The following is a 24,445-nucleotide window of genomic DNA, read 5'->3' on the forward strand; positions in this document are numbered from 1 at the left end:
GCGATCAGCCCTTCTTCGCGAGCTCGGGGTGCCACGAGCCGTCGAGCTTGGCCTCGGGCATCTCGCCGACGATGTAGTCGCGCGAGGCCTCGGCCCGCTTGCGGAGGGCGTCGATGTCGACGCCGACGAGCACGCCGTCTTTCTTGACCTGCTTGCCCTGCACGAAGATGTCGCGCACGAGGCCGGGGTGCGCCGAGTAGACGACGGCGCCGATCGGGTTGTTCATGGGCGTGAGGGCGAGCGAGCGGCCGTCGAGCACGACGATGTCGGCCGCCTTGCCCACCTCGAGCGAACCCGTGCGGTGGCCGAGCCCGGCCGCGTTAGCCCCGTCGATCGTCGCGAAGCGCACGACCTCGGTGACGCTCAGGCCGATGCGCTCGAGCACCTCGCCTGTGTCGACGCTCGGGGCGTTGTCGAGGGCGCGCTGCATGCCGATGGCGGTGCGCATCGTGCCGTACATGTCGCCGCCGTTCGAGCTGCAGACATCGATCGAGAAGGTCGGCCGGATCCCGGCCTTGAGCAGGCGGCCCGTGGCGGGGAAGCCGTGGCCCATCTGCATCTCGACGTCGGGCGAGACGGATGCGGTGCCACCGGACTCGGCGATCATGTCGAGCTCGTCATCGCCGAGGGTGCAGCAGTGAACGTAGGTGATCTTGTCCGAGAGCAGGCCCTCGTCCTTGAGCTTGCGGATCGGGCCCGACTTGCCCCAGTAGCCGTCGCCGACGTGCATCGTGATGCGCAGGTCGAGGTCTTTCGCCAGCCGGAAGTCGTTCGTGTTGACCTCGGGAACGACGAACTGCGGCCCGCGTAGGGCGAGCGCCATCGTGACCAGCTGGTCGTCCGAGCTGAAGTACTGGTCGCGCACGCGGCGGGCGTCGTCGGCGGGGTGGTCGTTGGTCGAGGGCAGCGCGCCCCACTGCTGGGCGCCACCGCCGTGCGCGAAGACCGCGCGCATCCCCGTGTCCATGAGCGCCTGCACAGCGGCGTCGGCGTGGGCCGGGGTCGCGAGGTTGTGCGACCAGTCGACGAGGGTCGTGATGCCCGAGTCGAGGGCCTCAAGGGCCCCGAGGTAGTTGCCGGTGTAGGTGTCTTCGGGGCGGAAGAACTTGCTGAGGCCCGTGTGCAGGCCCGCGAGGTACTCGGTGAGCGACCAGTCCGAGGCGACGTGCCGCACGACCGACTGCCAGGTGTGCCGGTGGGTGTCGACGAAGCCGGGGTGCACGATGCGGCCCGACACGTCGATGACGGTGGCATCGGCGGCGTCGAGCCCGCGGCCGATGGCTTCGATGTTGCCGTCGGCGCCGATGAGGATATCGGTGTCGGTGAGCACCTCTCCGGCCCGAGCCGAGGTGATCACGGTGCCGCCACGCAGCAGGGTACGAGTACTCATGTCGTCTTTGACTCCTGGTTCAGGCAAGGCGTCGCCTGAGGCGCCGCATTGCGTCGTGGTGTGCTGAGGTCATGCTAGAAGTGACACTGAACGACGTCAAGCGTCACTTACCGTTTTGTTTAGTTTTAGTGAACCCCGCGCGAGCGGGGCCGTCATCACGCCCGCTCGCGGTAGAGCGGGATGTCGATGGGCGGCTGCGGGATGAACCCGCCGTGCTGCTCCATCTGGTCGTAGAGGTAGCCGTGCGACTCGTCGAGCGTGCGCAGCGCGCCCGGCAGATCGACGTGCACGAGCACACCGCCGCGCTTGATCACGCGACCGTCGACCAGCACCGTGTCGACGCACCCCGCGTGGGCCTGGGCGATGATCGCCCCGGCCGGATCGTTGCGATTCCACCCGGCCTGGCTGATGCCGCCCATCTCGAGCAGCACGATGTCGGCGCGCTTGCCCGGGGTCAGCGAGCCGACGAGGTCGCCGACGCCGGCCGCGTGAGCTCCGTTGATCGTGAGCCAGCGCAACGCATCCTTCGTCGTCCACGCCATCGTCTGCGGCGCGACCCATTGCTGGTAGCCCGGTTCGTCGGCACGGTACCGGCTCGCCTGCAGCACGAGTCGGGCGTGCGAGATCATGTCGCCGCTGTCGCCACTCACGCAGTCGATGCCGAGGCTCGGGCCCGGCGTGTGCCGCGTCACCTCGGCGATCGCGGGGTACCCCATGCCCATCTGCATCTCGGTCTCGGCGCAGACCGACACCATCGTGCCGGTGCCCTCGAGCATGCGCCACTCGTCGTCGGTGTTGAAGGTGCAGTGCACGAGCAGCAGGTCGTCGCCGAGCAACGAGTGCTCGTGCAGCACCTCGACATCTTTGAACAGCTGCCGCACCATGACCTGGTTCGCGTGCATCGTGATGCGCGCACCGAGCTCGCGAGCCAGCGCGAACTCGGCCTGCACCGTGGCGACCGGAGCGATCGCGAGCTCTTGAGGCGCGATGCCGAATCGCAGCAGGCTGTCAGAAGAGAAGTACTCGTCGCGGATGCTGCGCGCGAGCCGCGCCCGCGTCTCGAGGTCGGCGGGGTCGGAGTCGGCGGCCGAGCCACCCTTGCTCTCGCTCCACGTGTTGCTCGTGATCGGCGTGAGCCCGTGGCCGTACAGCCCGCGGATTCCCGCATCGCGCAGCCCCGTCACCGCGGCATGCGCGCAGTCCGGGTCGAGGATGTTGTGACAGTAGTCGACGAGCGACGTCACCCCGCAGTTGAGGGCGTCGAGGGCGCCGGCGTAATTGCCCGCGTACATGTCGGCGGCCCGGTAGCGGGGAGCCATCTGCAGGCGGATGCCCCTCAGGTAGTCGGGAATGTTGCCGTCGGCGAGGATTCCGCGCAGCGCGGTCTGCCACGTGTGCCGGTGGGTGTCGACCATGCCCGGCATTGCGATCATGGTCGAGGCGTCGATGACCTCGGCGTCTGCCGCGTCGATCGACGGGGCCACGGCGAGGATCTCGCCGTTCTCGATGAGGATGTCGCCGCGCGGGAGGTCTCCGATGGCGTCGTCCATCGAGACGATGGCGGCGTTCGTGATGAGGGTGCGCATGGGTCAGCTCCGGTGGTGGTCGGCGGCGCGCACGTGCGTCGCCGAGGGGTCGATGAGGGTCTTGATGCGCTGGGATGCGCCCGTGCTGAGAGGGATCAGACCGTCGTCGAGCGTGCGGTCGAGGGGGTGGACGGTCGGCGCGATGTCACTCCAGTCGTCGCGCGTCGCCAGCAGGCGGACCGCCTCGGCGAGGTCGGCCGAGAAGACGTGGGCGTTGGTGCCCACGATCGTGTACTCGCGCACGGTCCACGAGGCGAGGGGCGCGGTGACATCGGCGCGTTGGATTCCGACCGGCACGATCGTCGAGCCCGGTCGTGCGGCGCCGAGCACCGAGGCGAGTCCCGCTGCGCTGCCGCTGACCTCGAAGAGCACATCGGGGTGCACGTCGAGCGCGTCGAGCTGGTCGGTGAGCGATCCGTCGCGCGGGTCGAGGGTCGCGGTCGCGCCGAGGCGGGCCGCGAGCTCGAGACGCGCGGGGTCGAGGTCGACCACGACGACGCGCGCCGCCACCGCGGCGGCGGCCACGATGAGGAAGGCGCCGATGCCCCCGGCACCGACGATCACGGCGTTGTCGTCGGGGCCGACACCGCTGCGGCGCACGGCGTGCACCGCGATCGACATGGGCTGGGCCAGGCCCAGGGTGTCGAGCGTGAGGGGGGAGTCGCTCACGTCGAGCAGCACCGAGGCGGGTGCCACGACGTACTCGGCGAGTCCTCCATCGCGCTGCAGCCCCGTGGTCCAGTAGGTGGCGCAGAGATTGGTGCGGCCGCGGTGGCACTGACGGCACTGGCCGCACGACACCCCGGCGCCGCACACGACGCGGTTGCCGGGTGCGAATGCCGTGACCGACGCGCCGACGGCCTCGACCGTGCCGGCGAACTCGTGGCCCAGGACGACCGGAGGCGAGGTCAGGATGGGGCCGTGATCGAACTCCGCCGCATCGCTGCCGCAGACCCCGCACACCGCGACGCGCACGAGCACTTCGTCGGGGCCGGGCACGGGAATCGGCCGCTCGACGACCTCCGCCTGCCCGGCCGTGCGGAACACGAGAGCCTTCACGACGACGCCTCGCGCGTCCCGGTCGTTCGATCCATCGTGTCTGCTCCAGCTCATCGTTGAGATTTAGCGTCACTTTACACACGGGGTGGGAGTGCAGCGCAAGCGTCCATACATCCGCATATATCCGCGCAAGTGTCACTGTCGCTCGACAGATCGTTCCCTGCCACTGAACGAGCCTGTACAGTGTGGACGTCGTCCCGACCGAAGCAGAGAGGCCTCGAATGAGCAGACCGCGGATCGCCGTGCTCGGCACGGGAGCCCAGGGCGCCGGGATCGGCGCCGACATGGTGCGCGCGGGGCACGACGTCACCTTCATCGATCAGTGGCCCGCCCACGTTGAGGCCATGCGCGATGGGGGCATCGAGGTGCGCATGCCGCTCGAGACGGTCGTGACGCCGGTCGACGCCATCCATCTGTGCGAGGTCGCGACACTGCGCCAGCCCTTCGACATCGTCTTCGTCGTCGTCAAGGCCTACGACACCCGGTGGGCCGTCGAGCTCATCGCGCCGCATCTCGCCGAGGACGGTCTCGTGGTCGGTGTGCAGAACGGCATGACGATCGACGACATCGCCGCGGTCGTCGGGCCCGAGCGCACCCTCGGCGCCGTCATCGAGATGGCGTCGAACATGTTCGATCCCGGGGTCGTGACGCGTCAGAACGCTCCCGCAGACTCCTGGTTCGCCGTCGGGGGCGTGCACCCCGAGGCGCAGCGTCGCGCTCCCGAGGCGCAGCAGGTCTTGAGCAGCGCCGGCACGGTCGAGATCAGCGACGACATCCGGTCGTCGAAGTGGATGAAGCTCGTGGCCAACGCCGGCGAGCTCGTGCCCTCGGCGATCCTCGACCTGCCCCTCTACGAGGCGGTGCGGCTCGAGGGCGTGCACGAATTCATGATCGCCTGCGGCGCCGAGGCCGCCCGCGCGGCGCTCGAAGACGGCAGCCGCCTCGTGAGCATCTTCGGCATCGACGCCGCCGAGGTCGGCGATCCCGACCGCTACGCCGAACGGCTGCTCGGCGAGGTGCTCGACAAGTACTCGCTGCCCGACACGCGCACGACGGTGCTGCAGGACTGGATGAAGGGGCGTCGCTCCGAGTACCGCGAGCTCAACGGGCTCGTCGTCGACGTGATGCGCGGCGCCGGCACGCAGGCGCCCATCAACGCGCGCATCGTCGAGCTCGCGGCGCGCATCGAACGCGGCGAGCTATCGCGCGACATCGCGCTGCTGCCGGCCCTGCTGCACGGCGACGAGCGGTGAGCGGCACCGGGCCCGACGCCCTGCGGGTTGCCGTCGTCGGTGCGGGCGCCAACGGCGGCGGCATCGCCGCCGACCTCGTGCGCGCCGGCCTCGACGTCACGGTGATCGAGCAGTGGCCCGAGCACGTCGCGGCGATGCGGCGCGACGGGCTGCGCGTCATCATGCCCGACCGTGAGACCGTCACGCCGATGCGCGTGCTCGACCTGTGCGATGTGGCAGCCGAGCGTGAGCCCTTCGACCTCGTGCTCATGCTCGTGAAGGCCTACGACGCGACCTGGGTCGCCCGGCTCATGCTGCCCGTGCTCGCCCCCGACGGGCTGCTCATCGGCGTGCAGAACGGCATGATGGCCGAGACCATCGCCTCGGTCGTCGGCACCGAGCGCACGCTCGGCTGCGTCATCGAGGTCTCGAGCGAGCTGCTCGAGCCCGGCATCATCGTGCGCAACACCCCTCCCGAGCGCTCGTGGTTCGCGCTCGGCGTGCTTCCCGGAGGGCGGGACGACCGCCTCGAGCTCGCCGCGGCCGTTCTCGGCCACGCGGGCCGCGTCGAGATCGTCGACGACATCCTCTCGGCCAAGTGGATGAAGCTCGTCAGCAACTGCACGACGCTCGTCGCGACGGCCGCCCTCGGCCTGCCGATGATCGCGGCGCTCGAGACGCCCGGCATGCGCGCGCTCATGCTTCGGGCGGGTGCCGAGGCGCTCGCGGTCGGGCAGCGCGACGGCCGTGCGATGCTGCCGATCTTCGGGCTGACCACCGCGCAGGTCGAGCAGCCCGAGACGGTCGTCGAGGTGCTGCTCGACGCGCTCTACGCCGGGTTCGTGCTGCCGACCACGACGACCACGGTGCTGCACGACTGGCGCCGCGGCCGGCGCAGTGAGGCCGAGCAGCTCAACGGCCTCGTCGCCCGGCGCGCGGCGCAGCTCGGCATCGCGTCTCCCGCGAACGACGCCCTCATCGAGATCGCCCGGCAGATCGAGCGTGGCGACCGCGTGCCCGAGCCCGGCGTGGCGACCGCGCTGCAGCGACTCGCGTCGCGCTGACGGCGCTGCGCGCATCCACCACCCGCCCGCCGCGCGATCTCGACACCGCGCCCCAACGGAACGAGGGGGCGACCAGCTGGTCGCCCCCTCGTTCGTCGACGCGTGCGTCGATCGGTCGCCTAGCTCTCCTCGTCGAGGTACATGTACGGGTTGGCGATGGGCTCGTCCTCGGGCAGAGCGGGGTTCATCCACTCCTTCCAGGCGTATTCGCCCAGCTCGCCGCGCACGTGCTCGACCGACGCGGCGACGCGGTCGGCCACGGGCTTGAGCGGCAGACCGATGCGCTCGCCGTTGTACTTGACGACCTTGCCGTTCACCACGACCGTGTGCACGTCGGCCGTGCCGGCCTGGTACACGACGTGCGCGTAGGGGTTGAGCACGGGGGTCATCGCGGGCGACTCGTCGTTCTTGAGCAGAACCAGGTCGGCCTTCTTGCCGACCGTGATCGAGCCGAGCTTGTCGGCCATGCCGAGCGTGTGAGCACCGCCCATGGTCGCCTGCCAGACGGCGTCCTCCGCCTTCATGCGGTTGACGTTGACCGTCTCCTCCTTGTTGTGCGCCTCGAGGTGGTCGCGCGAACGGAACGAGCTCAGGGTCGCGCGCATCGCCGAGAAGAAGTCGGCGCTCCACCACACGCTCGTGTCCATCGACAGCGAGGCCGTGATGCCGTACTTCTTGGCGACCCAGGCCGAGGGGTAGCCCTGGCCGGCGCTCTGCTCGCTCTCGGTCGCGATCGAGATCGTGCCGCCCGTCGCGGCGATCTTGTGGTAGCTGTCGGGCCCGAGCGAGCTCGCGTGCACGTACGTGACGGTGTCGTCCATGAAGCCGTTCTCGTACATGTACTCGATGTTCGGGTCACCGTTGACGCCCCACACACCGGCGTGGGTGGTGACCCGCAGGCCCAGGTCGCGCGCGGCCTGGAAGGCACCCTTCTCGTGGAAGTCGGGGCCCGAGTTGACGTCGAAGGCCACCTGCAGGCCCATCATGTCGTCGGCCGTGAAGTTCTTCGCCCAGTTCTGGAAGCCGGGCTCGTTCATCCACTCCCACGGCGCGCCGAGGTAGTTGCCGTACGCGAGCACGAACCGGCCCGGGATGCTGCGCAGAGCCTCGACGGCGGCGTCGGCGTAGTCGGGCGTGCGCAGGGCGTGCGACCAGTCGACGGTCGTCGTGACGCCCTGGTCGACCGACTCGAGCGCGCTGAGCTGGTTACCCGCGGCGATGTCTTCTGCACGGAAGACGTGGCCCCACGTGAGGTAGTAGAAGACGAAGTACTGGCTGAGGGCCCAGTCGCCGCCGTAGCCGCGCAGCGCGGTCTGCCACATGTGGCGGTGGGTGTCGATCATGCCGGGCATGAGGATTCCCCCGGTGGCGTCGATCTCGAGCGTGCCGGCGGGCACCTCGAGCTTGTGGCCGACGCCGGCGATCGTGTCATCGGTGATGAGAACGTCGGCGTTCTCGAGCACGCCAGCCGAATCGACCGTGATCACCGTGGCGTTCCGGAAGACGACGGGACGGCCGGGAGCGAAGTCCGCGGCGTGAGGCGCGACGGCATCGGTCATGAGTTCCTCCTCGTTGAGCAATTCAATAAGGGTGTACGGCTATGTACAGCCCGGGTGAAATTCTAAGTCCATACGCCTGGATATATCCAGTCGTGATCGCAAACTTCCGGGGGCGATGCTGGCCCCTCGTGACGAGGAGCGCACGCCGACTAGGTGAGGCGCCACCCGCGGTCGACGTTGAGACTGATGCCCGAGACGCCCCGGTTGTCGAGCAGGAACATCGTGGCCCCGACGATGTCGGCCATCGTCGCGAGTGTGCCGCCCGGTGTGCGCGACTGGTAACCGTCGAGCGCCGCCGTCTTGTCGGCCCAGAACGGGCTGTCGCCGATGATGCCGGGGTGCAGGCCGTTGACGCGCATAGGGGCCAGTTCGAGAGCCATCGAGTGTGTGAGGCCCTCGACGCCGCCGTTGATCGTGGCGACCGTGGTCGAGCCGGGGTACGGGGCGTCTTTCGCGCGCCCCCCGAAGAGCACGATGCCCGTGTCGACGCTCGGTTCGAGACGGTCGAGCAGCGCGTGCACGGTCTCGGTGTACCCCACGAGCTTGAGGGTCACGAGGCGGCGGGCGCGCGCGATGTCGTACTCGCGCACCGAGTTCGCGTCGCGCTCGATGGCCGCGAGCACGAGGCCGTGCACCTGGCCGATGCTCGCGAGGCTCGCGGCGATCGTCTCGGGCTCGGAGATGTCGACGCCGAGGCCCGTGGCGTTCTCGCCGATCGAGGCCGCGATCGCCTCGGCCCGCTGCTGGTCGCGACCGGTCAGCACGACGCGGTCGCCACGGGCGACGACCTCCTTGGCGATCTCGAGGCCGATTCCGGATGTTCCGCCGATGACGACGATGGTGCGCTGAGTCACTGCTCCTCCTTGAGCGTTTCGATCGGGTGCGGTGCCGCCGGGCTACTCGGAGCCGAGCTTGTCGGTGAGGTAGGTCCAGTCGCGCGCGAACCGGTAAGCGTGGCGCGCGGGCATCTGGGGCGACTGCGTCTCGAGCCAGCGCACGGGCTCGCCGACCGCACGGAACGAGTGCACACAGCCGACGCCGGCCCACGCGATGTCGCCGGGCTTCATGCGCACCTCGTAGCCGTCGAAGGTCGCGTCGACCTCGCCGTCGAGGATGAGATACGCCTCTTCGAGCGGGTGATCGTGCGGGCCGGCCACGCCGTCGGGCTCGTACTGCACCATGAACATGGTGTGCAGCACCGATCCGAGGTCGCTGTCGACCATCATCTTGAGCGAGATGCCGCTGTAGACGAGCAGCGCGGTGCGCATGCTCGCCGATTGCGCGAGCAGCTCTTGTGACTGCTTGCCGGGGTTCATCTGCTCGGTCGTGATCGCGCCGAACGAGCGCGTGCGCGGGTCACGCGGGTCGACCGCGACCGGCGTTCCGGGGGCGATGTCGGGCACCCGGAAGGTGTCGTAGCCGTGGTGCGCGCGCGGCGGCGGCGAGTAGATGTCGCTCCACACGGCGGGCGCGTCGCCGACCGCGTGCCACGAGTGCGGCACGCCCAGCGGGATGACGCCGTAGTCGCCCGCCACGAGGTGCACCGTGGCCTCGGGGGTCACGAGCAGCACCTCGCCCTCGACGAGGTGGAACGACTCCTCGACCGAGTGCACGTGCGTGGGCACGACGCCGCCGGGCTCGAGCCGCGACATCCCGAAATCGGTGTGGGCGGCGCCGTCGTCGAAGCCGACCGCGCACCAGCGGGTGAAGCCGCTCGAGTCAGGGGCGAGCGGCCCCGGGTCGCGGTAGTCGGCCTGCTCGGCCGTGCGCACGACGTAGCGGTTGGTCATCGTCGACTCCTTCGATCACGGAGGGCCTCGCCACTCAGGCGTTCACCCCAGCTGAACACAGTCAATGCGATCGCATGCTCCCCTGTCAAGCGGAGGCGAGCGTACCGATCAGCAGCGGGGCGTTCGCGGGCGAGGGTTCGATCTCGCCGCGCTCGACCCGCTCGGCAAGACGCAGCACGGCGTCGTTGACCGGCGCGCGGCCACCGAGCGCGGCGCGCTGGCCGACGATGTAGCCGCTGAACGCGTCGAGCTCACCGCGGCGCCCCTTCTGCCAGTCCTGCAGCACCGCCACACGCGTGTCGGGCTGCGAGAAGTGCGAGAGCACGCGGTCGAGAAGATCGAGCGCGTACTGCTCGGTGGGCGGCATCTCGTCGGCCGCGATGCCCAGGCTCGGACGCATCGTGATGCCGAGGTCGATCGCGAGGCGGTAGGCCTCGCGGGACATCGCATCCATCACGGGCCGGATGCCCGCCATGGTCGCCGCTTCGAGCAGGGGCACCCCGAGCAGGGCCGACGGCAGCATCTCGGGGATGTTCGCGATGAGCTTCATCCACTTGGCCGCCCTGATGTCATCGGTGACCTCGACGGTCGCCGCGTGGCCGAGCACAGCCGCGACCTGCTCGAGCCGCGGGGTGCGGGCCCCCGAGAGCGTGCCGATCGAGAACCACGTCGCCGCGGGCGCCACCTGGCGGCGCACGAGGCCGGGCTGCGGCAGATTCGCGGCGATACCCATGGCGCAGCCGATCGTGCGATCGGCGCCCAGGATCTGCGCGCTCTGATCGATCGTCATGCCGTTCTGCAGTCCCACGAACACGGAGTCGTCGCGCAGGAGCGGCCGCATGAGCTCGGCGACCCAGCGCGTGTCGTAGGTCTTCACCGAGGTGAAGACGAGGTCGAAGGGAGCCCGTAGCTCGGCGACCTCGCACAGGTGGTGCGCTCGCACCGCGGTGACCTGCACGTCGCCGAGCGTGTCGACCGTCAGGCCGTTCGCGCGCATCGCCTCGACGTGCGCGGGCCACTGGTCGATGAGCGTCACATCGAGCCCCGCCCGCACGAGGTCGGCACTCACCGATGCGCCGACGGCGCCGGTTCCGACGACGGCGATCCTCAGGTCGTGCAGCTCCATTGCCGGCTCCTCGCGCGTTCAGTAAAGGTGAACACTGCGAGGATACACACGGCCGCGAGGCCGCTACAACGCCGAGCGCCTCCGCGCCACCTCGTAGAGCGCAACGCTCGCCGCGATGCCCGCGTTGAGCGACTCGGTCGCCGCCGAGATGGGGATCGACACGATCGCGTCGCACGTCTCGGTGACGAGGCGCGAGAGCCCCTTGCCCTCGCTGCCGACGACGATCACGAGCGGGCGGTCGGCCAGTTCGAGCTTCGGCAGCTGCATGTCGCCCTCGCCGTCGAGCCCGAGCACGAATACGCCCTCGGCCTTCATCGCCTTGAGCGTCTGCGTCAGGTTCGCGGCCATGGCGACGGGCGTGCGGGCCGCAGCTCCCGCCGAGGTCTTCCAGGCGGCGGCCGTGACGCCGACCGAGCGACGCTGCGGCACGATGACGCCGTGCCCGCCGAACGCGGCCGTCGACCGGATGATCGCCCCGAGGTTGCGCGGATCGGTCACGCCGTCGAGGGCGACGAGCAGCGGCGTCTGACCGCGGTCGATCGCGCGCGAGACGAGATCCATCGGGTGCGCGTACTCGTACGCGGGCACCGTGATCGCGATGCCCTGGTTGACCGAGTTCTCGCCCGTCATGCGGTCGAGCTCGGGCCGCATGACCTCGAGTACGGGGATACCGCGCTTGGTCGCGAGCGACAGCGCCTCTTTCACCCGATCATCCATCTCGACGCGCGAGGCGATGTAGAGCGTGCTCGCGGGGATCTTGGCCCGCAGCGCCTCGAGCACCGAGTTGCGGCCGCTCACGACCTCGGCATCGGCGCTCTTCTTCGGGGCGCGCGACCGACTGGCCTGCTGGCCGCCGCCGTTGCCGCCGCCCGCCCGGCTCTTCGCCGCCGCGAGGCGATCGTTGGCCGCCTTGCGCTTGCCCGCGGGATGCCACGTGCGGTCCTCGGCCTTGGGGGTGGGGCCGCGGCCCTCGAGAGCCTGGCGGCCTTGCCCTCCCGAACCGACCGTGGGGCCTTTTCTTTTCTTGCTCGCGCCAGGGCGCCCAGGCTTAGCCATCGATACTCCAGTCAGTTGCGGTCGGTGAGTCTTCGAGCACGATGCCCGCGGCAGCGAGCTCGTCGCGGATGCGGTCGGCTGCCGCGAAGTCGCGTGCGGCTCGAGCGGTGCGCCGCTCGGTGATCTTCTGCTCGACGAGCACGGCGAGCGCGCGCTGCGCGACGACGGCGTTCGCCGTGCTCGGTGCGGTGTCGTCGAGACCGAGCACGGCGAGCATCGCCTCGACCTGCGCGAGCACGGCGCGTGCGCCGTCGTCGTCGCCAGCGTCGAGGGCGGTGTTGCCCGCCCGCACGGTCTCGTGCAGCGCGGCGAGCGCCTGCGGCACCGCGAGGTCGTCGTCGAGCGCGGCCGCGAACGTTGCGGGGACGCTCTCGTCGAGGGGAGCGAGCCACGCGTGCTCAGCGTCCGGAACCGCCAGTCGCGCGCGCGCCCGCCCGCGGAAGACGCGGATGCGAGCGAGCGCCTCGCGAGCCTCGTCGAGCGAAGTCGGCGTGTAGTCGATGCTCGAGCGGTAGTGCGCCGAGCCGAGCCAGTACCGAACGACGGCAGGCTCGTGGGTCGCCAGCAGGTCGGCAGCGAACACCGAGTTGCCGAGTGACTTCGACATCTTCTGCCCACCCACCGTCACGAGGCCGTTGTGCACCCAGTGCCGGGCGAAGGCATCGCCCGCCGCGGCCGACTGCGCGAGCTCGTTCTCGTGGTGCGGAAACCGCAGGTCGAGCCCGCCGCCGTGAATATCGAACGCCGCGCCGAGGTAGCGGGCGGCCATGGCCGAGCACTCGATGTGCCAACCGGGTCGGCCCGGCCCCCACGGCGACGACCACTGCGCGGTCTCGGGCTCGTCGGCCTTCGCACCCTTCCACAGCGCGAAGTCGCGGGGGTCGCGCTTGGCCCGCGCGGGGGCGTCACCCGCGTCTTCCATGTCGTCGGGGCTCTGCCGCGTGAGCTCGCCGTAGCGGCTCCAGCTGCGCACGTCGAAGTACACGTCGCCCGAGGCATCGGTCGCCGCGTAGGCGTGCCCCGCGGCGATGAGGCGCTCGATGAGCTCGTGCATCTGCGGGATGCTGGCTGTCGCGCGCGGCTCGTACGTCGGGGGCAGGATGCCCAGGGCACGGTAGGCGGCGGTGAACTCGAGCTCGACGCGATACGCCACCGCGAACCACGGCTCGGCCTCGCTCGCATTCGCGAGCACCTTGTCGTCGATGTCGGTGACGTTGCGCACGAACGTCACGGCGTAGCCGCGCGCGGTCAGCCAGCGGCGCCACAGGTCATAGACGAGCGCGCTGCGCAGGTGCCCGATATGCGGAGCCGACTGCACCGTGGGACCGCACACGTACATGCCGATCTGCCCCTCGACCCGTGGTTCGAGGTCGACGACGGCCGCTTGCAGGCTGTCGAAGAGGCGCACGGTCACCGGCCCAGCCTACCGGCGGGTCAGGATCGGAGCATGGCCGTGGCGATGGCGGCGACGCCCTCGGCGCGTCCGGTGAATCCCAGGCCGTCGCTCGTCGTCGCCGCCACGCTCACGGGAGCCCCGAGCGTGCGGCTCAGCAGCGCCTCGACCTCGTGCCGGCGGGCGGCGAACCGCGGGCGCTGGGCGACCACCTGCACCGCGACATTGACCACCTCGAAGCCCGCGGCGCGCACGAGCTCGAGCGTCGCCGTCAGGAACACCTCGCCGCGGGCCGCGGCGAACCGCGGGTCGTCGACGCCGAACTGCGAGCCGATGTCGCCGAGCCCCGCGGCCGACAGCAGCGCATCGCAGATGGCATGACTGATGGCGTCGCCGTCGCTGTGCCCCGCGAGCCCCGGCTCGTCGGGCCAGTAGAGACCGCCCAGCCACAGCGGCTGGCTCTCGTCGTAGGCGTGCACGTCGATGCCGATGCCCGTGCGCAGCGCCGACCGGTCGCTCGCGACGAGCTGCTGCGCGCGTCGCAGATCCCACGGGGTCGTCACCTTGAAGGCGCGCTCGTCACCGGGCACCGTGACGACGGGATGCCCCGCCGCGGCGAACACGCTGGCATCGTCGGTGTGCTGCGCACCAGGGGCTACCGCTGCTACCGCGGAACGGTAGGCCTCGGCCGGAAAACCCTGGGGGGTCTGGATCGCCGCGAGCTGCGCGCGATCGACCTGCTCGACGACCGCTCCCGCGGCGTCGCGACGCGCGATCGTGTCGACGACGGGCAGCGCAGGGATCACGCCGACCCCCTCGGCGCGCACGCGCTGCACGACACGCGTGAAGACCTCGGGCGGCGTGAGCGCCCGCGCCGCATCGTGCACCAGCACGACCTCGATGCCCTCGGCCATGGCGGCGAGACCGGCCGCGACTGATGCCGCGCGGCTGTCGCCTCCCGTCACGACGGTCACCGCATCCTGAACCGCGCCCGCGACGCGACGGCCGATCGCGGTCGCCTCATCGCGGTGGCTCGCCGGCGCGACGATGACGACCTGAGCGGGCTCGGGCTGGGCAAAGACCCCCTCGAGGGCGTGCTCGAGCAGCGTTCGCCCGGCGAGCGCGACGAACGCCTTGGGCTCGGGGCGACCCAGCCGGGTGCCGCTGCCGGCCGCGACCACGATGATCGCGAGCCGCGGCGCGAAGGGCACCGTCATGCTCAGGAGGCGAGAACCTCGTCGAGCACCGTCGAGGCCTTCTCCTCATCCGTCTTCTCGGCGAGCGCGAGCTCGCTGATGAGAATCTGACGGGCCTTCGCGAGCATGCGCTTCTCGCCCGCGCTGAGGCCGCGGTCCTGATCGCGGCGCCACAGGTCGCGCACGACCTCGGAGACCTTGATGACGTCGCCCGAGGCGAGCTTCTCGAGGTTGGCCTTGTAGCGGCGCGACCAGTTGGTGGGCTCTTCGGTGAACGGCGCACGCAGCACCTCGAACACCTTGTCGAGCCCCTCCTGGCCGATGACGTCGCGAACGCCGACGAGGTCGACATTCTCGGCGGGAACCTCGATCGTCAGGTCACCCTGCGTGACGTTGAGCTTGAGGTACAGCTTCTCTTCGCCCTTGATGATTCGGTTCTTCACTTCGATGATCGTCGCCGCACCGTGGTGGGGGTAGACGACCGTCTCGCCAACCTGAAAAAGCATGGGTGATGGTCCTTCCGCAGAACTGCCAGTCTACCACAGCGTTTTCACAGAGAATCGGGCCCGGCGCCCCCGCGCACGGGGGCGGGAACGGGCCGCGGCGGCTCACTAGACTAGACTCGGATGCGCTCTCGCGCGCCTCTCGCACTGTGCGCGAACAGGCCACCCGACGGGCTGAAGGAGTCAATTCGTGAAATCTCGCTTGGCGGCGTCGATCGCCCTCGCGACCGCCCTCCTAGTCGGAACGACCGGCTGCACGTTCGGAGCGGTGATCGCCACGGAGAAGGACTACGACCCGAGCGACGGCGTCGGTGCCGAGGTCGGCGAACTGGCCATCCGCAACGCCCTGCTCATCGGCGAAACCGGCGACGAGCTCAACCTCGTCATGACCATCGCGAGCTCGGCCGACGTCGACCGACGCCTCACCGTGCAGTGGGAGGCCGACGGCGAGCGCGTCACCGAAGCCGTCGTCGTGGCAGCGGGAGACCGCACGCGCGTCGGGGGGCCCGACGACGAGACGCAGATCGTCATCGCCGGCAGCGGCGCCACGATCGGGGGCCTCGTGCCGGTGTTCTTCAGCTACACGGGCGCCGAGGGCGTCGAGGTGCTCGTGCCGGTGCTCGACGGGGCGCTTCCCGAGTACGAGCTCTATATTCCTTGATCCCGCCCTTCGGGCGGCGAATCCCTGAGCTCGCCCTTCGGGCGACGAGTTCCCTAGGCCTCGAAGCGGTAGCCGAGGCCGCGTACGGTCACGAGCATCCGCGGGTTCGAGGGGTCGGGCTCGATCTTCGAACGGATGCGCTTGACGTGCACGTCGAGGGTCTTGGTGTCGCCGAAGTAGTCGGCACCCCAGACGCGGTCGATGAGCTGGCCGCGGGTGAGCACGCGCCCGGCGTTGCGCAGCAGCAGCTCGAGCAGCTCGAACTCTTTGAGTGGCATCGCGACGACCGCGCCATCGACCGTCACCTGGTGCTTCTCGACATCCATGCGCACGGGGCCCGCCGTCAGCACGGCGTCGTCGAGATCGCCCGCGTCGGTCTGGCGGCGCAGCACCGCCCGGATGCGCGCGAGCAGCTCTCGGGTCGAGTACGGCTTGGTGACGTAGTCGTCAGCGCCCAGCTCGAGCCCGACGACGATGTCGACCTCGCTGTCTTTCGCGGTGAGCATGATGATCGGCACCCCCGAGCGCTGACGCAGCTCGCGGCACACCTCGGTGCCCGGCAGACCCGGCAGCATGAGGTCGAGCAGCACGAGGTCGGCCCCCGCCCGGTCGAACTCGGTGAGCGCCGCGATGCCGTCGGCGGCGACCGTGGTCTCGTAGCCCTCGCGGGTGAGCAGGTAGGCGAGCGGCTCAGAGAGCGCTGCTTCGTCTTCGACGATGAGGATTCGGGTCATGACCGTGCCTTCGTGAGGAGGGGTTTCGCCGGCTCGAGCACGCGCGGCAGTCGGATGGTGAAGGTCGAGCCGCGACCGGGCTGCGACCAGACGCGCACATCGCCGCCGTGGTTTTGCACGACGTGCTTGACGATGCTGAGGCCGAGACCGGTGCCGCCGGTCGTGCGCGACCGGGCCTGGTCGACCCGGAAGAAGCGCTCGAACACGCGATCGAGCTCGTCTTCGGGAATGCCGATGCCCTGATCGGTCACCGCGATCTCGATGACGTCGTCGGCGGCCGTGACGCCCACGCCGACGCGCGAAGGGCTGGGTGAGTACTGCACGGCGTTGAGCACGAGGTTGTGCACGGCCGTGATGAGCATGGCCTCGTCGCCCCACACCCGCATGCCCTTCGACCCCCCGCTCACGAGCGTCACACGCTGCGCTTCGGCGAGCACGCGGTTCTGGTCGATCGCGGCGGTGATGACGTGATCGAGGTCGACGACCTCGGGATTCGACAGGGCATCCTTCGCCTGCAGTCGCGAGAGCTCGATGATCTCTTGCGTCATGCTCGCGAGCCGCGACGACTCCTTCGTCAGCTGCTCGGCGAAGCGGCGCACCTGCACGGGGTCATCGGCCGCATGCACGAGCGCCTCTCCCAGCAGCCCGATCGCGCCGATGGGCGTCTTGAGCTCATGACTGATATTTGCCACGAAGTCGCGGCGCACGGCATCGAGACGGTACGACTCGGTGCGGTCCTCGGCGAGCAGCAGCATGAACCGGCTGCCGAGGCGGGCGACGCGCACCGAGAGATGCAGCGCGGCATCGCCGAGCGGCCCGCGGCTGAGCTCGAGCTCTTCGGTGACCGCCTCGCCGCTGCGGCGAACGCGATCGACGATCTCGACGAGTCGCGGGTGCACGAGCGTGCGGTGCCACACGAGCCCGAGGGTGACGGCGCGCGGCGAGGCCTTGACGACATTGTTGCTCGGGTCGAGCACGACCCCCGCCGACTCGAGCGCCTCGATGACCTGATCGACACCGTCGGGCACGGTCGTCGACGCGACCTCGGCGGCCATGCGGCCCCGTCGCGCGGCGGTGACGACGGCGACGACGGCTCCGCCCCCGATCACGGCCCCGAGGGCGAGAGCGAGGGGCACGAGCAGTGCCGAGTCCATGAGCACTAGATTAGTGACCGACAGAGCACCCTCCGGGTGCCGAAGGTCGCCCCGAGCGCGACGTCGCCGAGAATTAACCTGCGGGCCAGCAGTCGTTCACCGCCGAACGGCACTGTGCAAGGGATTGTGCCGCAGCCCCCGAGATCAAGAGGACGTGTTCAGATGCGCGAAGTGTTCCAGCAGGAGCTGCGAGAGGTGCGCGAGCGCCTTGTGGAGATCGCCGGCCTCGTGGCCGACTCGATCGACAACGCGACCCGCGCGTTCAATGAGTCGAATGTCTCGCTCGCCGAGACCGTGATCGCCGACGACGCCAAGATCGACGCCGCGGCGGCCGAGCTCGACGAGCTCGCGATCAACATCCTCGCCCGCCAGCAGCCCGTCGCCCGCGACCTGCGCGTGGTCGTCAGCGCCCTGCGCATCAGCGCCTCGCTCGAGCGCATGGGCGACATGTCCGAGCACATCGCGCAGCTCGCCCGCTACCGGTTCCCCGACAAGGTCGTGCCGAAGAGCCTGCGCGGCACGTTCAAAGAGATGGGCGCGCTCGACGTCGAGATCGCGCGCAAGCTCGTCGAGCTGCTCGAGACCGAAGACGTCGCGATCGCCGAGCACATCCGCAACGAAGACGACAAGATCGACGCGCTGCACCTCAGCGTCTTCGACAAGGTGCTCGGCGAGACCTGGAAGGGCGAGGCGATCGACACCGTCGATGCCACCCTCGCCTCGCGCTACCACGAGCGCTTCGCCGACCACGCCGTGTCGATCTCGAAAAAGGTGCAGTACCTGGCCACGGGCGACTGGGTTCCGGTCGACTGACCCTGCTCGAGCATCCTGCTCACGCGAACGGCCCCGGCAGACCTGCCGGGGCCGTTCGCATTGCTGTGGATGCGCGCTACTTCTTGCCCTGCGCTGCGACGGCCGCGGCCCCTGCCGCGGCAGCCTCGGGGTCGAGGTACTCGGCGGGCTTCACGGGCATGAAGTCGTCGCCCAGCTCGTAGACGAGCGGGATTCCGGTGGGGATGTTGAGCTCGGCGATCGCGTCGTCCGAGATGCCGTCGAGGTGCTTGACGAGCGCGCGCAGCGAGTTGCCGTGGGCCGTGACGAGCACCGTCTGACCCGCGGCGAGGTCGCGAGTGATGTCGCTGTGCCAGTACGGCAGCATGCGGTCGATGACGAGCTTGAGGCTCTCGGTGCGCGGCACATCGCCGTCGATGCCGGCGTAGCGCGGGTCGTGCACCTGGCTGAACTCGGCGTCGTCGTCGAGCGGCGGCGGCGGGGTGTCGAAGCTGCGGCGCCAGGTCATGAACAGCTCGTCACCGTGTGCCGCGAGCGTCTCGGCCTTGTTCAGGCCCTGCAGCGCGCCGTAGTGGCGCTCGTTGAGCCGCCAGCTGCGCTTGACCGGCAGCCAGTCGAGATCGGCGACCTCGAGGGCGATGTTCGCCGTGTGGATGGCGCGCTTGAGCAGGCTCGTGTAGAGCACGCGCGGGGCGAGGCCCGAGGCCTTGATGAGCTCGCCGGCGCGGGCCGCCTCGGCCTTGCCCTGCTCGGTGAGCCCCACGTCGACCCAGCCGGTGAAGATGTTCTTCTCGTTCCAGACGGAGTGGCCGTGGCGAAGCAGGATCAGGGTGTGCGTCATGGCTCCAGCCTATCGAGGGCCGACAATAGACGGATGGCAGAGGGGCGCATCACGCGGGGCACGACGGGCGTCAACCGCCTGCGCCGCATGGACCGCTGGCTCGCGGCGCAGCCGGCCCTGCGCCGCGCATCCGACCCCCTCGTCGTCGACCTCGGCTACGGGGCCGCGCACTGGACCTCGCTCGAGCTGCTCGAGCGCCTGCGCCCCGTGCGCCCTGACACGTGGGTCGTCGGCATCGAGATCGACCCCGAGCGCGTTCGCGCGGCGGCCGCGTTCGCGCGCGAGGGGCTGAGCTTTCGGCAGGGCGGCTTCGAGGTGCCGCTCGACGGGGATGCCCGGCCGGCGATCATCCGCGCCGCCAACGTGCTGCGGCAGTACGACGAGGCCGAGGTGCCCGCGGCGTGGGCCCTCATGCGGTCTCGACTGCTGCCCGGCGGTCTGCTGCTCGAGGGCACGTGCAGCGAGGTCGGCCGCGTGGCGAGCTGGGTCGCGCTCGACCCGGCCGGCCCGGTGTCGCTCACGCTCGCCCTGCATCTGGGCTCGCTCGACGAGCTCGGCGGGCCCTCGGTCGTGGCCGAGCGGCTGCCGAAGGCGCTCATCCACCGCAACGTGCCCGGCGAGCCCGTGCACGCGCTGCTGCGCGACCTCGACGCGCACTGGGCGCGGCAGGCGCCGCTCTCGACGTTCTCGCCGCGCCAGCGATTCATCGCCGCGGTGCGCGGGCTGCGCGAGGCCGGTTGGCCGGTGCTCGACGGCCCCGCGCGCTGGCGGCTCGGCGAGCTCACCGTGCCCTGGTCGGCGGTCGCCCCGCTCTCCTAAGGCCGGCCCGCGCCGCCCTGCCCTGCACCGCTCTGCCTCGCCTCGCCTCTCCTCTCCTCGCCTCTCCTCTCCTCGCCTCCCCTCTCCTCGCCTCTCCTCGCCTCTCCTCGCCTCGCCTCGCTCCACCCTCTTCCCTACTCCACTCCCCCAGACTCCCCAATCCAAGGAACTGTGCGCGACCGCGCTGCCTGATCTCCTTGGATTGGGGAGTGCGCGTGACCGGGGCGGGCCGCCGCGCGCTACCGGGTGATGACGACACGCGCCCAGGCGGCCGCACGGGGCAGACGGCCCTACAGCGGGGGCAGCAGCGCGCGAGCCTCGTCGGCGGGGGTGCCGAGGTGCACGAGCACGTCGAAGACGAGCGGGCGCAAAAGCACGATGACGACCTGGTCGCCGACGCCCTCGACCGCGGTTGGCGAGCAGCGACCCGCGAGCACGGCCGCCACGGCGCGCGCCGCATAGCGCGCGGCCTCGTCGTCGCGACTGCGGCCGAGAAGGCGAACGAGCTCGGCGGCCGACTCGACGAGCTCGGCGAGCACCGGCCGGGCCCGGCCGTCGCGCACGATCACCTCGACACGTCGCGCGATCGCCCGCACGTGGCGGGTCGTGAGGTCGGCGACGGCGAGCAACCGCACCTCGTCGGCGAGACCCGCGCGCCGGGACCGCAACCAGGGCGACACGGCCGCGACACCGCGCGCGCTCTCGAGAGAACGGCCCCAGTCGTCGATGAGCACCTGGCTGCGCCGCACGCGGGCGAGGGCGAGCTCGGCCGCGCGGCCGTCGCCACCGCGCAGCGACTCGTGCAGGCCCGAGAGCGACTGCTCGAGCAGCGAGAACAGGGCGGTGGCCTCGCCGCGCTGCCGCACGAGGTCGAAGCGCGGGATGAAGGCCGTGATGAGCAGCGCCATCGCGCCTCCGATGAGGCCGTCGAGGCTGCGGGCGAAGACTCCCCCGTCGGGCGGCGGCAGCACGGCGACGAGCATCGACTGCACGGCCGCCGCGATCGCGAACGGTGCCGAGGGCGACACCGCCCGGGCGACCACGAGTGTCACGGCGAGGATCACCGCGATCTGCCAGGCACCCTGGCCGATCACCTGCACGAGCAGCGCGGCCACGGCGATGCCGATGTTGATACCGATGACGGTCTCGACGACGCGCCGCGGGGTCGCATCGCGCGCGAGCCCGAGCGCGACGATCGTCACGGTGACGGCGACGAGCGGCAGTTCATGGCCGAGCAGCCACTGTGCGAGCAGGTAGGCCGCGGTCGCGCCGACGACGATCTGCACGATGGCCGGCAGCGAGCGCGCGACGCGGTCGAGCGCGGCGCGCGCATCCAATCGTCGCCGGATGCTGCGCTCGAGCCGCGAGAGCGCCTTCGCCTCACCGCTCATGCCGACACCCGCCGGCTCAGGCCTGCGGGCGCTGCACGGCGCCCAGCCGCGGCAGGCGCGGAACACCCGCCGTCGCGCCCGCATCGGTCGGCACGATGGTCTGCTGGGCGGCGGCGACCGCGACGCCATCGGCCTCGACGACGAGGGCCGCGGAGGGGTCGAGCGAGCGCTTCACGACCGCGAGCGCGATCGGGCCGAGCTCGTGGTGCCGGGCGCTCGAGGTGACGGTGCCGACGGGCGCGCCGTCGAACAGCACGGAAGCGCCATGCGCGGGCAGCAGCGCGTCGGAGCCGTCGAGGTGCAGCATGACGAGCCGGCGCGGCGGGTGGCCGAGGTTGTGCACCTTCGCCACCGTCTCTTGACCGCGGTAGCAGCCCTTGCTGAGATGCACGGCCGAGCGCAGCCAGTCGAGCTCGTGCGGGATCGTTCGCTCATCGACCTCGGTGCCGAAGCGCGGGCGCCACGCGGCGATGCGCAGGGCCTCGAGCGCGAGCGTGCCGGCGACCGCCAGGGTGCCCGCACGGGCGGCCGCGGCGACCTCGGCGAGGCGAGCGCGCTCGACGAGCAGTTCGACCGCCGAGAACTGCGGCGCCGGATGGCCCTCGTCGGCGGCGTACTGCCAGCCGCCCGTCTGCACGGCCGACCAGGGGTCGTGCCACGCGAGCGGAACGCCGTTCGGGGCCGCCGGCGCGACGAGCAGGTCGGCTCCCTCGGGCTGCAGCTGCCCGAGCACTGCCCACTGCGGCGAGACGTCGGCGACCTCGACCCGCAGCATGAAGCGCATGCGGTCGAGCCACGCGGCGAGTGCCGCGGTCTGCGCCGCCTCGACGAGCAGCCAGGCGGTGACGCCGTCATCGACGAGGCGGATGCTGTGCTCGAGCCGCCCGTTCGGGTCGAGCATCAGGGTCTCGGCCGACTGGCCCGGGGCGAGCGAGGCGAGCGCCTGCGAGGTGAGCGAGTCGAGCCAGGTGAGGCGGTCGGAACCGGTGACGGTAATGACCCCGCGGTCGCTGAGGTCGACGATCGCGCGGCCGGCGGCGAGCATCCGCTGCTCGGCGACCGGGTCGCCGTAGTGCGCCGCGACCGCCGCGGGGCCGGCGGCCTCGGCCGGCACGGCGCCCACCATGGCCACCGCCCCGGGCAGGGCGAGCAGCGCGCTCACGGGGCTCGACTCAGGCATCGCGGTTCAGGGTTCCCGAGGCGTGGGTGCGCAGGTCGTTGCCGAGCGCGGCGATGTCCCACGCCCACAGCAGGCGACCCTCGACGAGGCCGTAGATGCGCGTCGCGGCCGCGTACTCTTTCGCGCTCGCCGAGCGCATGACCGCGTCGGTCTGCAGGTCGATGCGCGCGTCGGCGACACGGCCCAGGTAAAGCTCGCTCACGCCGCCGGGGTGGATGAGCGCGACCTCGACGTCGAAGCCGCCGTGCGCGGCGCGCAGCTGCTCGACCTGCTCGGCGGTCGCGTAGGGCCGCGGGCCGTCGCCCGGCAGCATGCCCGGGCCGGGGTCGCCGGGCTGCGAGGGCCGGTGCAGCCGCCAGTAGCCGGCCTCGGCGCTCAGGGGCGTGTTGGCCTCATCGAGCAGCCAGGTGTGCGACGAGTAGTTGAGGTAGTTGAGGCCGTCGTGGCTGAAGCTCACGCGCTGGCCGAACTCGTGCTCGCGCGTGCGGTCGCCGTCTTGATAGTGCACGACCCCCGTGCCGTCCCACACCCCGATGAGCCAGGCGAGGGGTGCGAGCTCGGCCGGCAGGCTCGTGTCGAGGGAGAACACGGCTGCGCGGGGAATCAGCGCTGGCCGCGGTACAGGTTGACGAGCACGACGACCGAGACGAACCCGATCGAGAGCGTCGCCAGACCCAGCAGGCCGAGGAAGAAGATCTCAAGGGCGAGAAGCATGGTTCCAGTGTACGACGGTGGCGGCGGGGAGAACGCCTACAGCGTCGTGACGAGCAGCGTCGCGATCGAGGCGGCGATCAGCAGCAGGATCGCCCCCGTCACCGTGACGAGCATGCGCATGACGAGCCCGTCTTTCGACTGCAGGCTCACCTGAATGACGAAGGTCATGATCATGGCACCGCCCGCGATCGCCGGCAGCACCGCCCACCACTGATCAGCGGGCATCAGCAGGGCGACGACGACGACGGCCGCGGCGACGGCGAGCCAGACGGGCAGCGCGGTCGCGATGGTGCGGGACATGCCCCCATGCTAGGCCGCTTGTACACTGAGCGGGACACCGTGGAGGACATGTGGCTCAGCTGTTGATCCTGACCTCGCAGGTGAACACCGACGTTCTCCCCGCGCTAGGGCTGCTTAGCCACCGGGTGCGCCGAATTCCGGCGGAACCGGCGGCCCTCGTCGGCGCGCCCCCCGCCGATGTCATCATCGTGGATGCTCGCGCCGACCTCGCGAGCGCCAAGTCGCTCTGCAAGATCCTGACGACCACGGGCGCCGGCTCGCCCATCATCGTCGTGCTCACCGAGGGCGGCCTCACGGCCGTCAACGCGGAATGGGGCATCGACGACGTGCTGCTCGAGACGGCGGGGCCCGCCGAGGTGGATGCCCGGCTGCGCCTCGCCGTGGGCCGCCAGTCGCGCGACGAGGGGTCGAGCATGATCCGGGCATCCGGCGTCGTGATCGACGAGGCCAGCTACTCGGCGAAGGTGCACGGCCGCACGCTCGACCTCACGTTCAAGGAGTTCGAGCTGCTGCGCTTCTTCGCCACCCACCCGAGCCGCGTGTTCACGCGCGAGCAGCTGCTGAGCGAGGTCTGGGGCTACGACTACTTCGGCGGCACCCGCACGGTCGACGTGCACGTGCGGCGCCTGCGCGCGAAGCTCGGCGACATGGAGTCGCTCATCGGCACCGTGCGCAACGTCGGCTACCGCTTCACGGTGCACGAGGACGACGCCGAGCAGGCCGCGCGGCGCGTCGACGCCTAGCGCGGCCCGCCCTCCTTCACCGCGTCGGCGGCGAGCACTCATGCGCTGACGCCCACGAGTGCTCGCGTCGGCGGCTCAGCAGCAGACGGTCGACTCGCAGCACGCTCCGGGGCAGCACTCCTCGGCGCAGCAGGGGCCGAACGCGATCATCGAACGCAGCAC

General features: G+C 70.7%; 24 protein-coding genes. 6 read left to right on the forward strand and 18 right to left on the reverse strand.

What is annotated here, in order from left to right; all coding sequences use genetic code 11:
- Positions 1-4: 4 nt before the first annotated feature.
- The 3 genes from ACK4HH_RS00595 to ACK4HH_RS00605 form a co-directional block, all read right to left on the reverse strand.
- Positions 5-1,390 carry an amidohydrolase family protein gene (locus ACK4HH_RS00595; protein WP_409647213.1) on the reverse strand — a complete coding sequence of 462 codons (1,386 nt, stop codon included), beginning with the start codon at positions 1,388-1,390 and terminating at the stop codon, positions 5-7.
- A 155-nt stretch (positions 1,391-1,545) separates the two neighbouring features.
- Positions 1,546-2,976 (reverse strand): amidohydrolase family protein, encoded by a 1,431-nt coding sequence (locus ACK4HH_RS00600; protein ID WP_409647215.1) that lies wholly within the window; start codon positions 2,974-2,976, stop codon positions 1,546-1,548.
- A gap of 3 nt (positions 2,977-2,979) precedes the next feature.
- Complete coding sequence (locus tag ACK4HH_RS00605) at positions 2,980-4,035, reverse strand: zinc-dependent alcohol dehydrogenase (RefSeq protein ID WP_409647218.1); 1,056 nt, start codon at positions 4,033-4,035, stop codon at positions 2,980-2,982.
- Positions 4,036-4,256: 221 nt separating this feature from the next.
- Between ACK4HH_RS00605 and ACK4HH_RS00610 the strand changes: the two genes are divergently transcribed.
- The gene (locus ACK4HH_RS00610) at positions 4,257-5,288 is read left to right on the forward strand and encodes a ketopantoate reductase family protein (RefSeq protein WP_409647220.1); all 1,032 of its coding nucleotides are present in this window, start codon (positions 4,257-4,259) and stop codon (positions 5,286-5,288) included.
- On the forward strand, positions 5,285-6,331 hold the full coding sequence (locus tag ACK4HH_RS00615; protein WP_409647222.1) for a ketopantoate reductase family protein: 1,047 nt from the start codon (positions 5,285-5,287) through the stop codon (positions 6,329-6,331). Before ACK4HH_RS00610 ends, ACK4HH_RS00615 begins: the two co-directional genes overlap by 4 nt.
- A 119-nt stretch (positions 6,332-6,450) precedes the next feature.
- Here ACK4HH_RS00615 and ACK4HH_RS00620 read toward each other — a convergent pair whose 3' ends face one another.
- The 8 genes from ACK4HH_RS00620 to ACK4HH_RS00655 all read right to left on the reverse strand — a co-directional run bounded on the left by ACK4HH_RS00620 (position 6,451) and on the right by ACK4HH_RS00655 (position 14,957).
- Complete coding sequence (locus tag ACK4HH_RS00620) at positions 6,451-7,890, reverse strand: amidohydrolase family protein (RefSeq protein WP_409647224.1); 1,440 nt, start codon at positions 7,888-7,890, stop codon at positions 6,451-6,453.
- 149 nt (positions 7,891-8,039) lie between these two features.
- The gene (locus ACK4HH_RS00625; RefSeq protein WP_409647227.1) at positions 8,040-8,744 is read right to left on the reverse strand and encodes an SDR family NAD(P)-dependent oxidoreductase; all 705 of its coding nucleotides are present in this window, start codon (positions 8,742-8,744) and stop codon (positions 8,040-8,042) included.
- Positions 8,745-8,786: 42 nt separating this feature from the next.
- On the reverse strand, positions 8,787-9,680 hold the full coding sequence (locus ACK4HH_RS00630) for a cupin domain-containing protein (RefSeq protein WP_409647229.1): 894 nt from the start codon (positions 9,678-9,680) through the stop codon (positions 8,787-8,789).
- A gap of 85 nt (positions 9,681-9,765) precedes the next feature.
- Entirely contained in the window at positions 9,766-10,806 is a 1,041-nt protein-coding gene (locus ACK4HH_RS00635; RefSeq protein ID WP_409647231.1) for a ketopantoate reductase family protein, read from the reverse strand.
- Positions 10,807-10,869: 63 nt separating this feature from the next.
- Positions 10,870-11,862, reverse strand: a complete 993-nt coding sequence (rlmB, locus tag ACK4HH_RS00640; protein WP_409647234.1) for a 23S rRNA (guanosine(2251)-2'-O)-methyltransferase RlmB — start codon at positions 11,860-11,862, stop codon at positions 10,870-10,872.
- Complete coding sequence (cysS, locus tag ACK4HH_RS00645; protein ID WP_409647236.1) at positions 11,855-13,276, reverse strand: cysteine--tRNA ligase; 1,422 nt, start codon at positions 13,274-13,276, stop codon at positions 11,855-11,857. Before cysS ends, rlmB begins: the two co-directional genes overlap by 8 nt.
- A 20-nt stretch (positions 13,277-13,296) precedes the next feature.
- The gene (ispD, locus tag ACK4HH_RS00650) at positions 13,297-14,472 is read right to left on the reverse strand and encodes a 2-C-methyl-D-erythritol 4-phosphate cytidylyltransferase (protein WP_409647239.1); all 1,176 of its coding nucleotides are present in this window, start codon (positions 14,470-14,472) and stop codon (positions 13,297-13,299) included.
- Positions 14,473-14,474: 2 nt separating this feature from the next.
- Positions 14,475-14,957 (reverse strand): CarD family transcriptional regulator, encoded by a 483-nt coding sequence (locus tag ACK4HH_RS00655; RefSeq protein WP_047565183.1) that lies wholly within the window; start codon positions 14,955-14,957, stop codon positions 14,475-14,477.
- 187 nt (positions 14,958-15,144) lie between these two features.
- Between ACK4HH_RS00655 and ACK4HH_RS00660 the strand changes: the two genes are divergently transcribed.
- Positions 15,145-15,615, forward strand: coding sequence for a hypothetical protein (locus ACK4HH_RS00660; protein WP_409647241.1), 471 nt, complete (start codon positions 15,145-15,147; stop codon positions 15,613-15,615).
- 53 nt (positions 15,616-15,668) lie between these two features.
- On the opposite strand, the gene ACK4HH_RS00665 is transcribed toward ACK4HH_RS00660, so the two are convergent.
- Both ACK4HH_RS00665 and ACK4HH_RS00670 read right to left on the reverse strand, forming a co-directional pair.
- On the reverse strand, positions 15,669-16,349 hold the full coding sequence (locus tag ACK4HH_RS00665; protein ID WP_409647244.1) for a winged helix-turn-helix domain-containing protein: 681 nt from the start codon (positions 16,347-16,349) through the stop codon (positions 15,669-15,671).
- Positions 16,346-17,503, reverse strand: coding sequence for a sensor histidine kinase (locus tag ACK4HH_RS00670; RefSeq protein ID WP_409647247.1), 1,158 nt, complete (start codon positions 17,501-17,503; stop codon positions 16,346-16,348). The genes ACK4HH_RS00665 and ACK4HH_RS00670 overlap by 4 nt, the downstream gene beginning before the upstream one ends.
- 162 nt (positions 17,504-17,665) lie before the next feature.
- Between ACK4HH_RS00670 and phoU the strand changes: the two genes are divergently transcribed.
- Entirely contained in the window at positions 17,666-18,316 is a 651-nt protein-coding gene (gene phoU / locus ACK4HH_RS00675) for a phosphate signaling complex protein PhoU (protein ID WP_255160261.1), read from the forward strand.
- 76 nt (positions 18,317-18,392) lie between these two features.
- Here the strand turns inward: phoU and ACK4HH_RS00680 are convergent, their stop codons facing one another.
- The gene (locus tag ACK4HH_RS00680) at positions 18,393-19,136 is read right to left on the reverse strand and encodes a phosphoglyceromutase (RefSeq protein WP_409647250.1); all 744 of its coding nucleotides are present in this window, start codon (positions 19,134-19,136) and stop codon (positions 18,393-18,395) included.
- Positions 19,137-19,169: 33 nt separating this feature from the next.
- Between ACK4HH_RS00680 and ACK4HH_RS00685 the strand changes: the two genes are divergently transcribed.
- On the forward strand, positions 19,170-19,955 hold the full coding sequence (locus ACK4HH_RS00685) for a class I SAM-dependent methyltransferase (protein ID WP_409647252.1): 786 nt from the start codon (positions 19,170-19,172) through the stop codon (positions 19,953-19,955).
- Positions 19,956-20,245: 290 nt separating this feature from the next.
- Here the strand turns inward: ACK4HH_RS00685 and ACK4HH_RS00690 are convergent, their stop codons facing one another.
- The 4 genes from ACK4HH_RS00690 to ACK4HH_RS00705 form a co-directional block, all read right to left on the reverse strand.
- A complete protein-coding gene (locus tag ACK4HH_RS00690) occupies positions 20,246-21,346 on the reverse strand; it encodes an FUSC family protein (RefSeq protein ID WP_409647254.1) in 1,101 nt (366 codons plus the stop codon).
- Between the two features lie 16 nt (positions 21,347-21,362).
- Positions 21,363-22,526: a YgfZ/GcvT domain-containing protein gene (locus ACK4HH_RS00695; RefSeq protein ID WP_409647256.1), complete on the reverse strand. Its 1,164-nt coding sequence runs from the start codon at positions 22,524-22,526 to the stop codon at positions 21,363-21,365.
- The gene (locus ACK4HH_RS00700) at positions 22,519-23,115 is read right to left on the reverse strand and encodes an FABP family protein (RefSeq protein WP_409647258.1); all 597 of its coding nucleotides are present in this window, start codon (positions 23,113-23,115) and stop codon (positions 22,519-22,521) included. Before ACK4HH_RS00700 ends, ACK4HH_RS00695 begins: the two co-directional genes overlap by 8 nt.
- Positions 23,116-23,276: 161 nt before the next feature.
- Positions 23,277-23,540, reverse strand: a complete 264-nt coding sequence (locus ACK4HH_RS00705; RefSeq protein ID WP_409647260.1) for a hypothetical protein — start codon at positions 23,538-23,540, stop codon at positions 23,277-23,279.
- Positions 23,541-23,590: 50 nt separating this feature from the next.
- Between ACK4HH_RS00705 and ACK4HH_RS00710 the strand changes: the two genes are divergently transcribed.
- Complete coding sequence (locus ACK4HH_RS00710) at positions 23,591-24,283, forward strand: DNA-binding response regulator (RefSeq protein WP_409647262.1); 693 nt, start codon at positions 23,591-23,593, stop codon at positions 24,281-24,283.
- The last annotated feature ends 162 nt before the right edge of the window (positions 24,284-24,445 follow it).

It is taken from the genome of Microcella sp. (genome assembly GCF_046296455.1).
Classification (GTDB): domain Bacteria; phylum Actinomycetota; class Actinomycetes; order Actinomycetales; family Microbacteriaceae; genus Microcella.

Excerpts from the sequence above, each read along its gene's own strand:
- ACK4HH_RS00630 (WP_409647229.1), bottom strand. The coding sequence starts at position 9,680 with ATGACCAACCGCTACGTCGTGCGCACGGCCGAGCAGGCCGACTACCGC.
- ACK4HH_RS00610 (WP_409647220.1), top strand. The coding sequence starts at position 4,257 with ATGAGCAGACCGCGGATCGCCGTGCTCGGCACGGGAGCCCAGGGCGCC.
- rlmB (WP_409647234.1), bottom strand. The coding sequence starts at position 11,862 with ATGGCTAAGCCTGGGCGCCCTGGCGCGAGCAAGAAAAGAAAAGGCCCC.
- ispD (WP_409647239.1), bottom strand. The coding sequence starts at position 14,472 with ATGACGGTGCCCTTCGCGCCGCGGCTCGCGATCATCGTGGTCGCGGCC.
- phoU (WP_255160261.1), top strand. The coding sequence starts at position 17,666 with ATGCGCGAAGTGTTCCAGCAGGAGCTGCGAGAGGTGCGCGAGCGCCTT.
- ACK4HH_RS00635 (WP_409647231.1), bottom strand. The coding sequence starts at position 10,806 with ATGGAGCTGCACGACCTGAGGATCGCCGTCGTCGGAACCGGCGCCGTC.
- ACK4HH_RS00600 (WP_409647215.1), bottom strand. The coding sequence starts at position 2,976 with ATGCGCACCCTCATCACGAACGCCGCCATCGTCTCGATGGACGACGCC.
- ACK4HH_RS00655 (WP_047565183.1), bottom strand. The coding sequence starts at position 14,957 with ATGCTTTTTCAGGTTGGCGAGACGGTCGTCTACCCCCACCACGGTGCG.
- ACK4HH_RS00695 (WP_409647256.1), bottom strand. The coding sequence starts at position 22,526 with ATGCCTGAGTCGAGCCCCGTGAGCGCGCTGCTCGCCCTGCCCGGGGCG.
- ACK4HH_RS00685 (WP_409647252.1), top strand. The coding sequence starts at position 19,170 with ATGGCAGAGGGGCGCATCACGCGGGGCACGACGGGCGTCAACCGCCTG.
- ACK4HH_RS00690 (WP_409647254.1), bottom strand. The coding sequence starts at position 21,346 with ATGAGCGGTGAGGCGAAGGCGCTCTCGCGGCTCGAGCGCAGCATCCGG.
- ACK4HH_RS00670 (WP_409647247.1), bottom strand. The coding sequence starts at position 17,503 with ATGGACTCGGCACTGCTCGTGCCCCTCGCTCTCGCCCTCGGGGCCGTG.
- ACK4HH_RS00620 (WP_409647224.1), bottom strand. The coding sequence starts at position 7,890 with ATGACCGATGCCGTCGCGCCTCACGCCGCGGACTTCGCTCCCGGCCGT.
- ACK4HH_RS00665 (WP_409647244.1), bottom strand. The coding sequence starts at position 16,349 with ATGACCCGAATCCTCATCGTCGAAGACGAAGCAGCGCTCTCTGAGCCG.
- ACK4HH_RS00595 (WP_409647213.1), bottom strand. The coding sequence starts at position 1,390 with ATGAGTACTCGTACCCTGCTGCGTGGCGGCACCGTGATCACCTCGGCT.
- ACK4HH_RS00680 (WP_409647250.1), bottom strand. The coding sequence starts at position 19,136 with ATGACGCACACCCTGATCCTGCTTCGCCACGGCCACTCCGTCTGGAAC.
- ACK4HH_RS00705 (WP_409647260.1), bottom strand. The coding sequence starts at position 23,540 with ATGTCCCGCACCATCGCGACCGCGCTGCCCGTCTGGCTCGCCGTCGCC.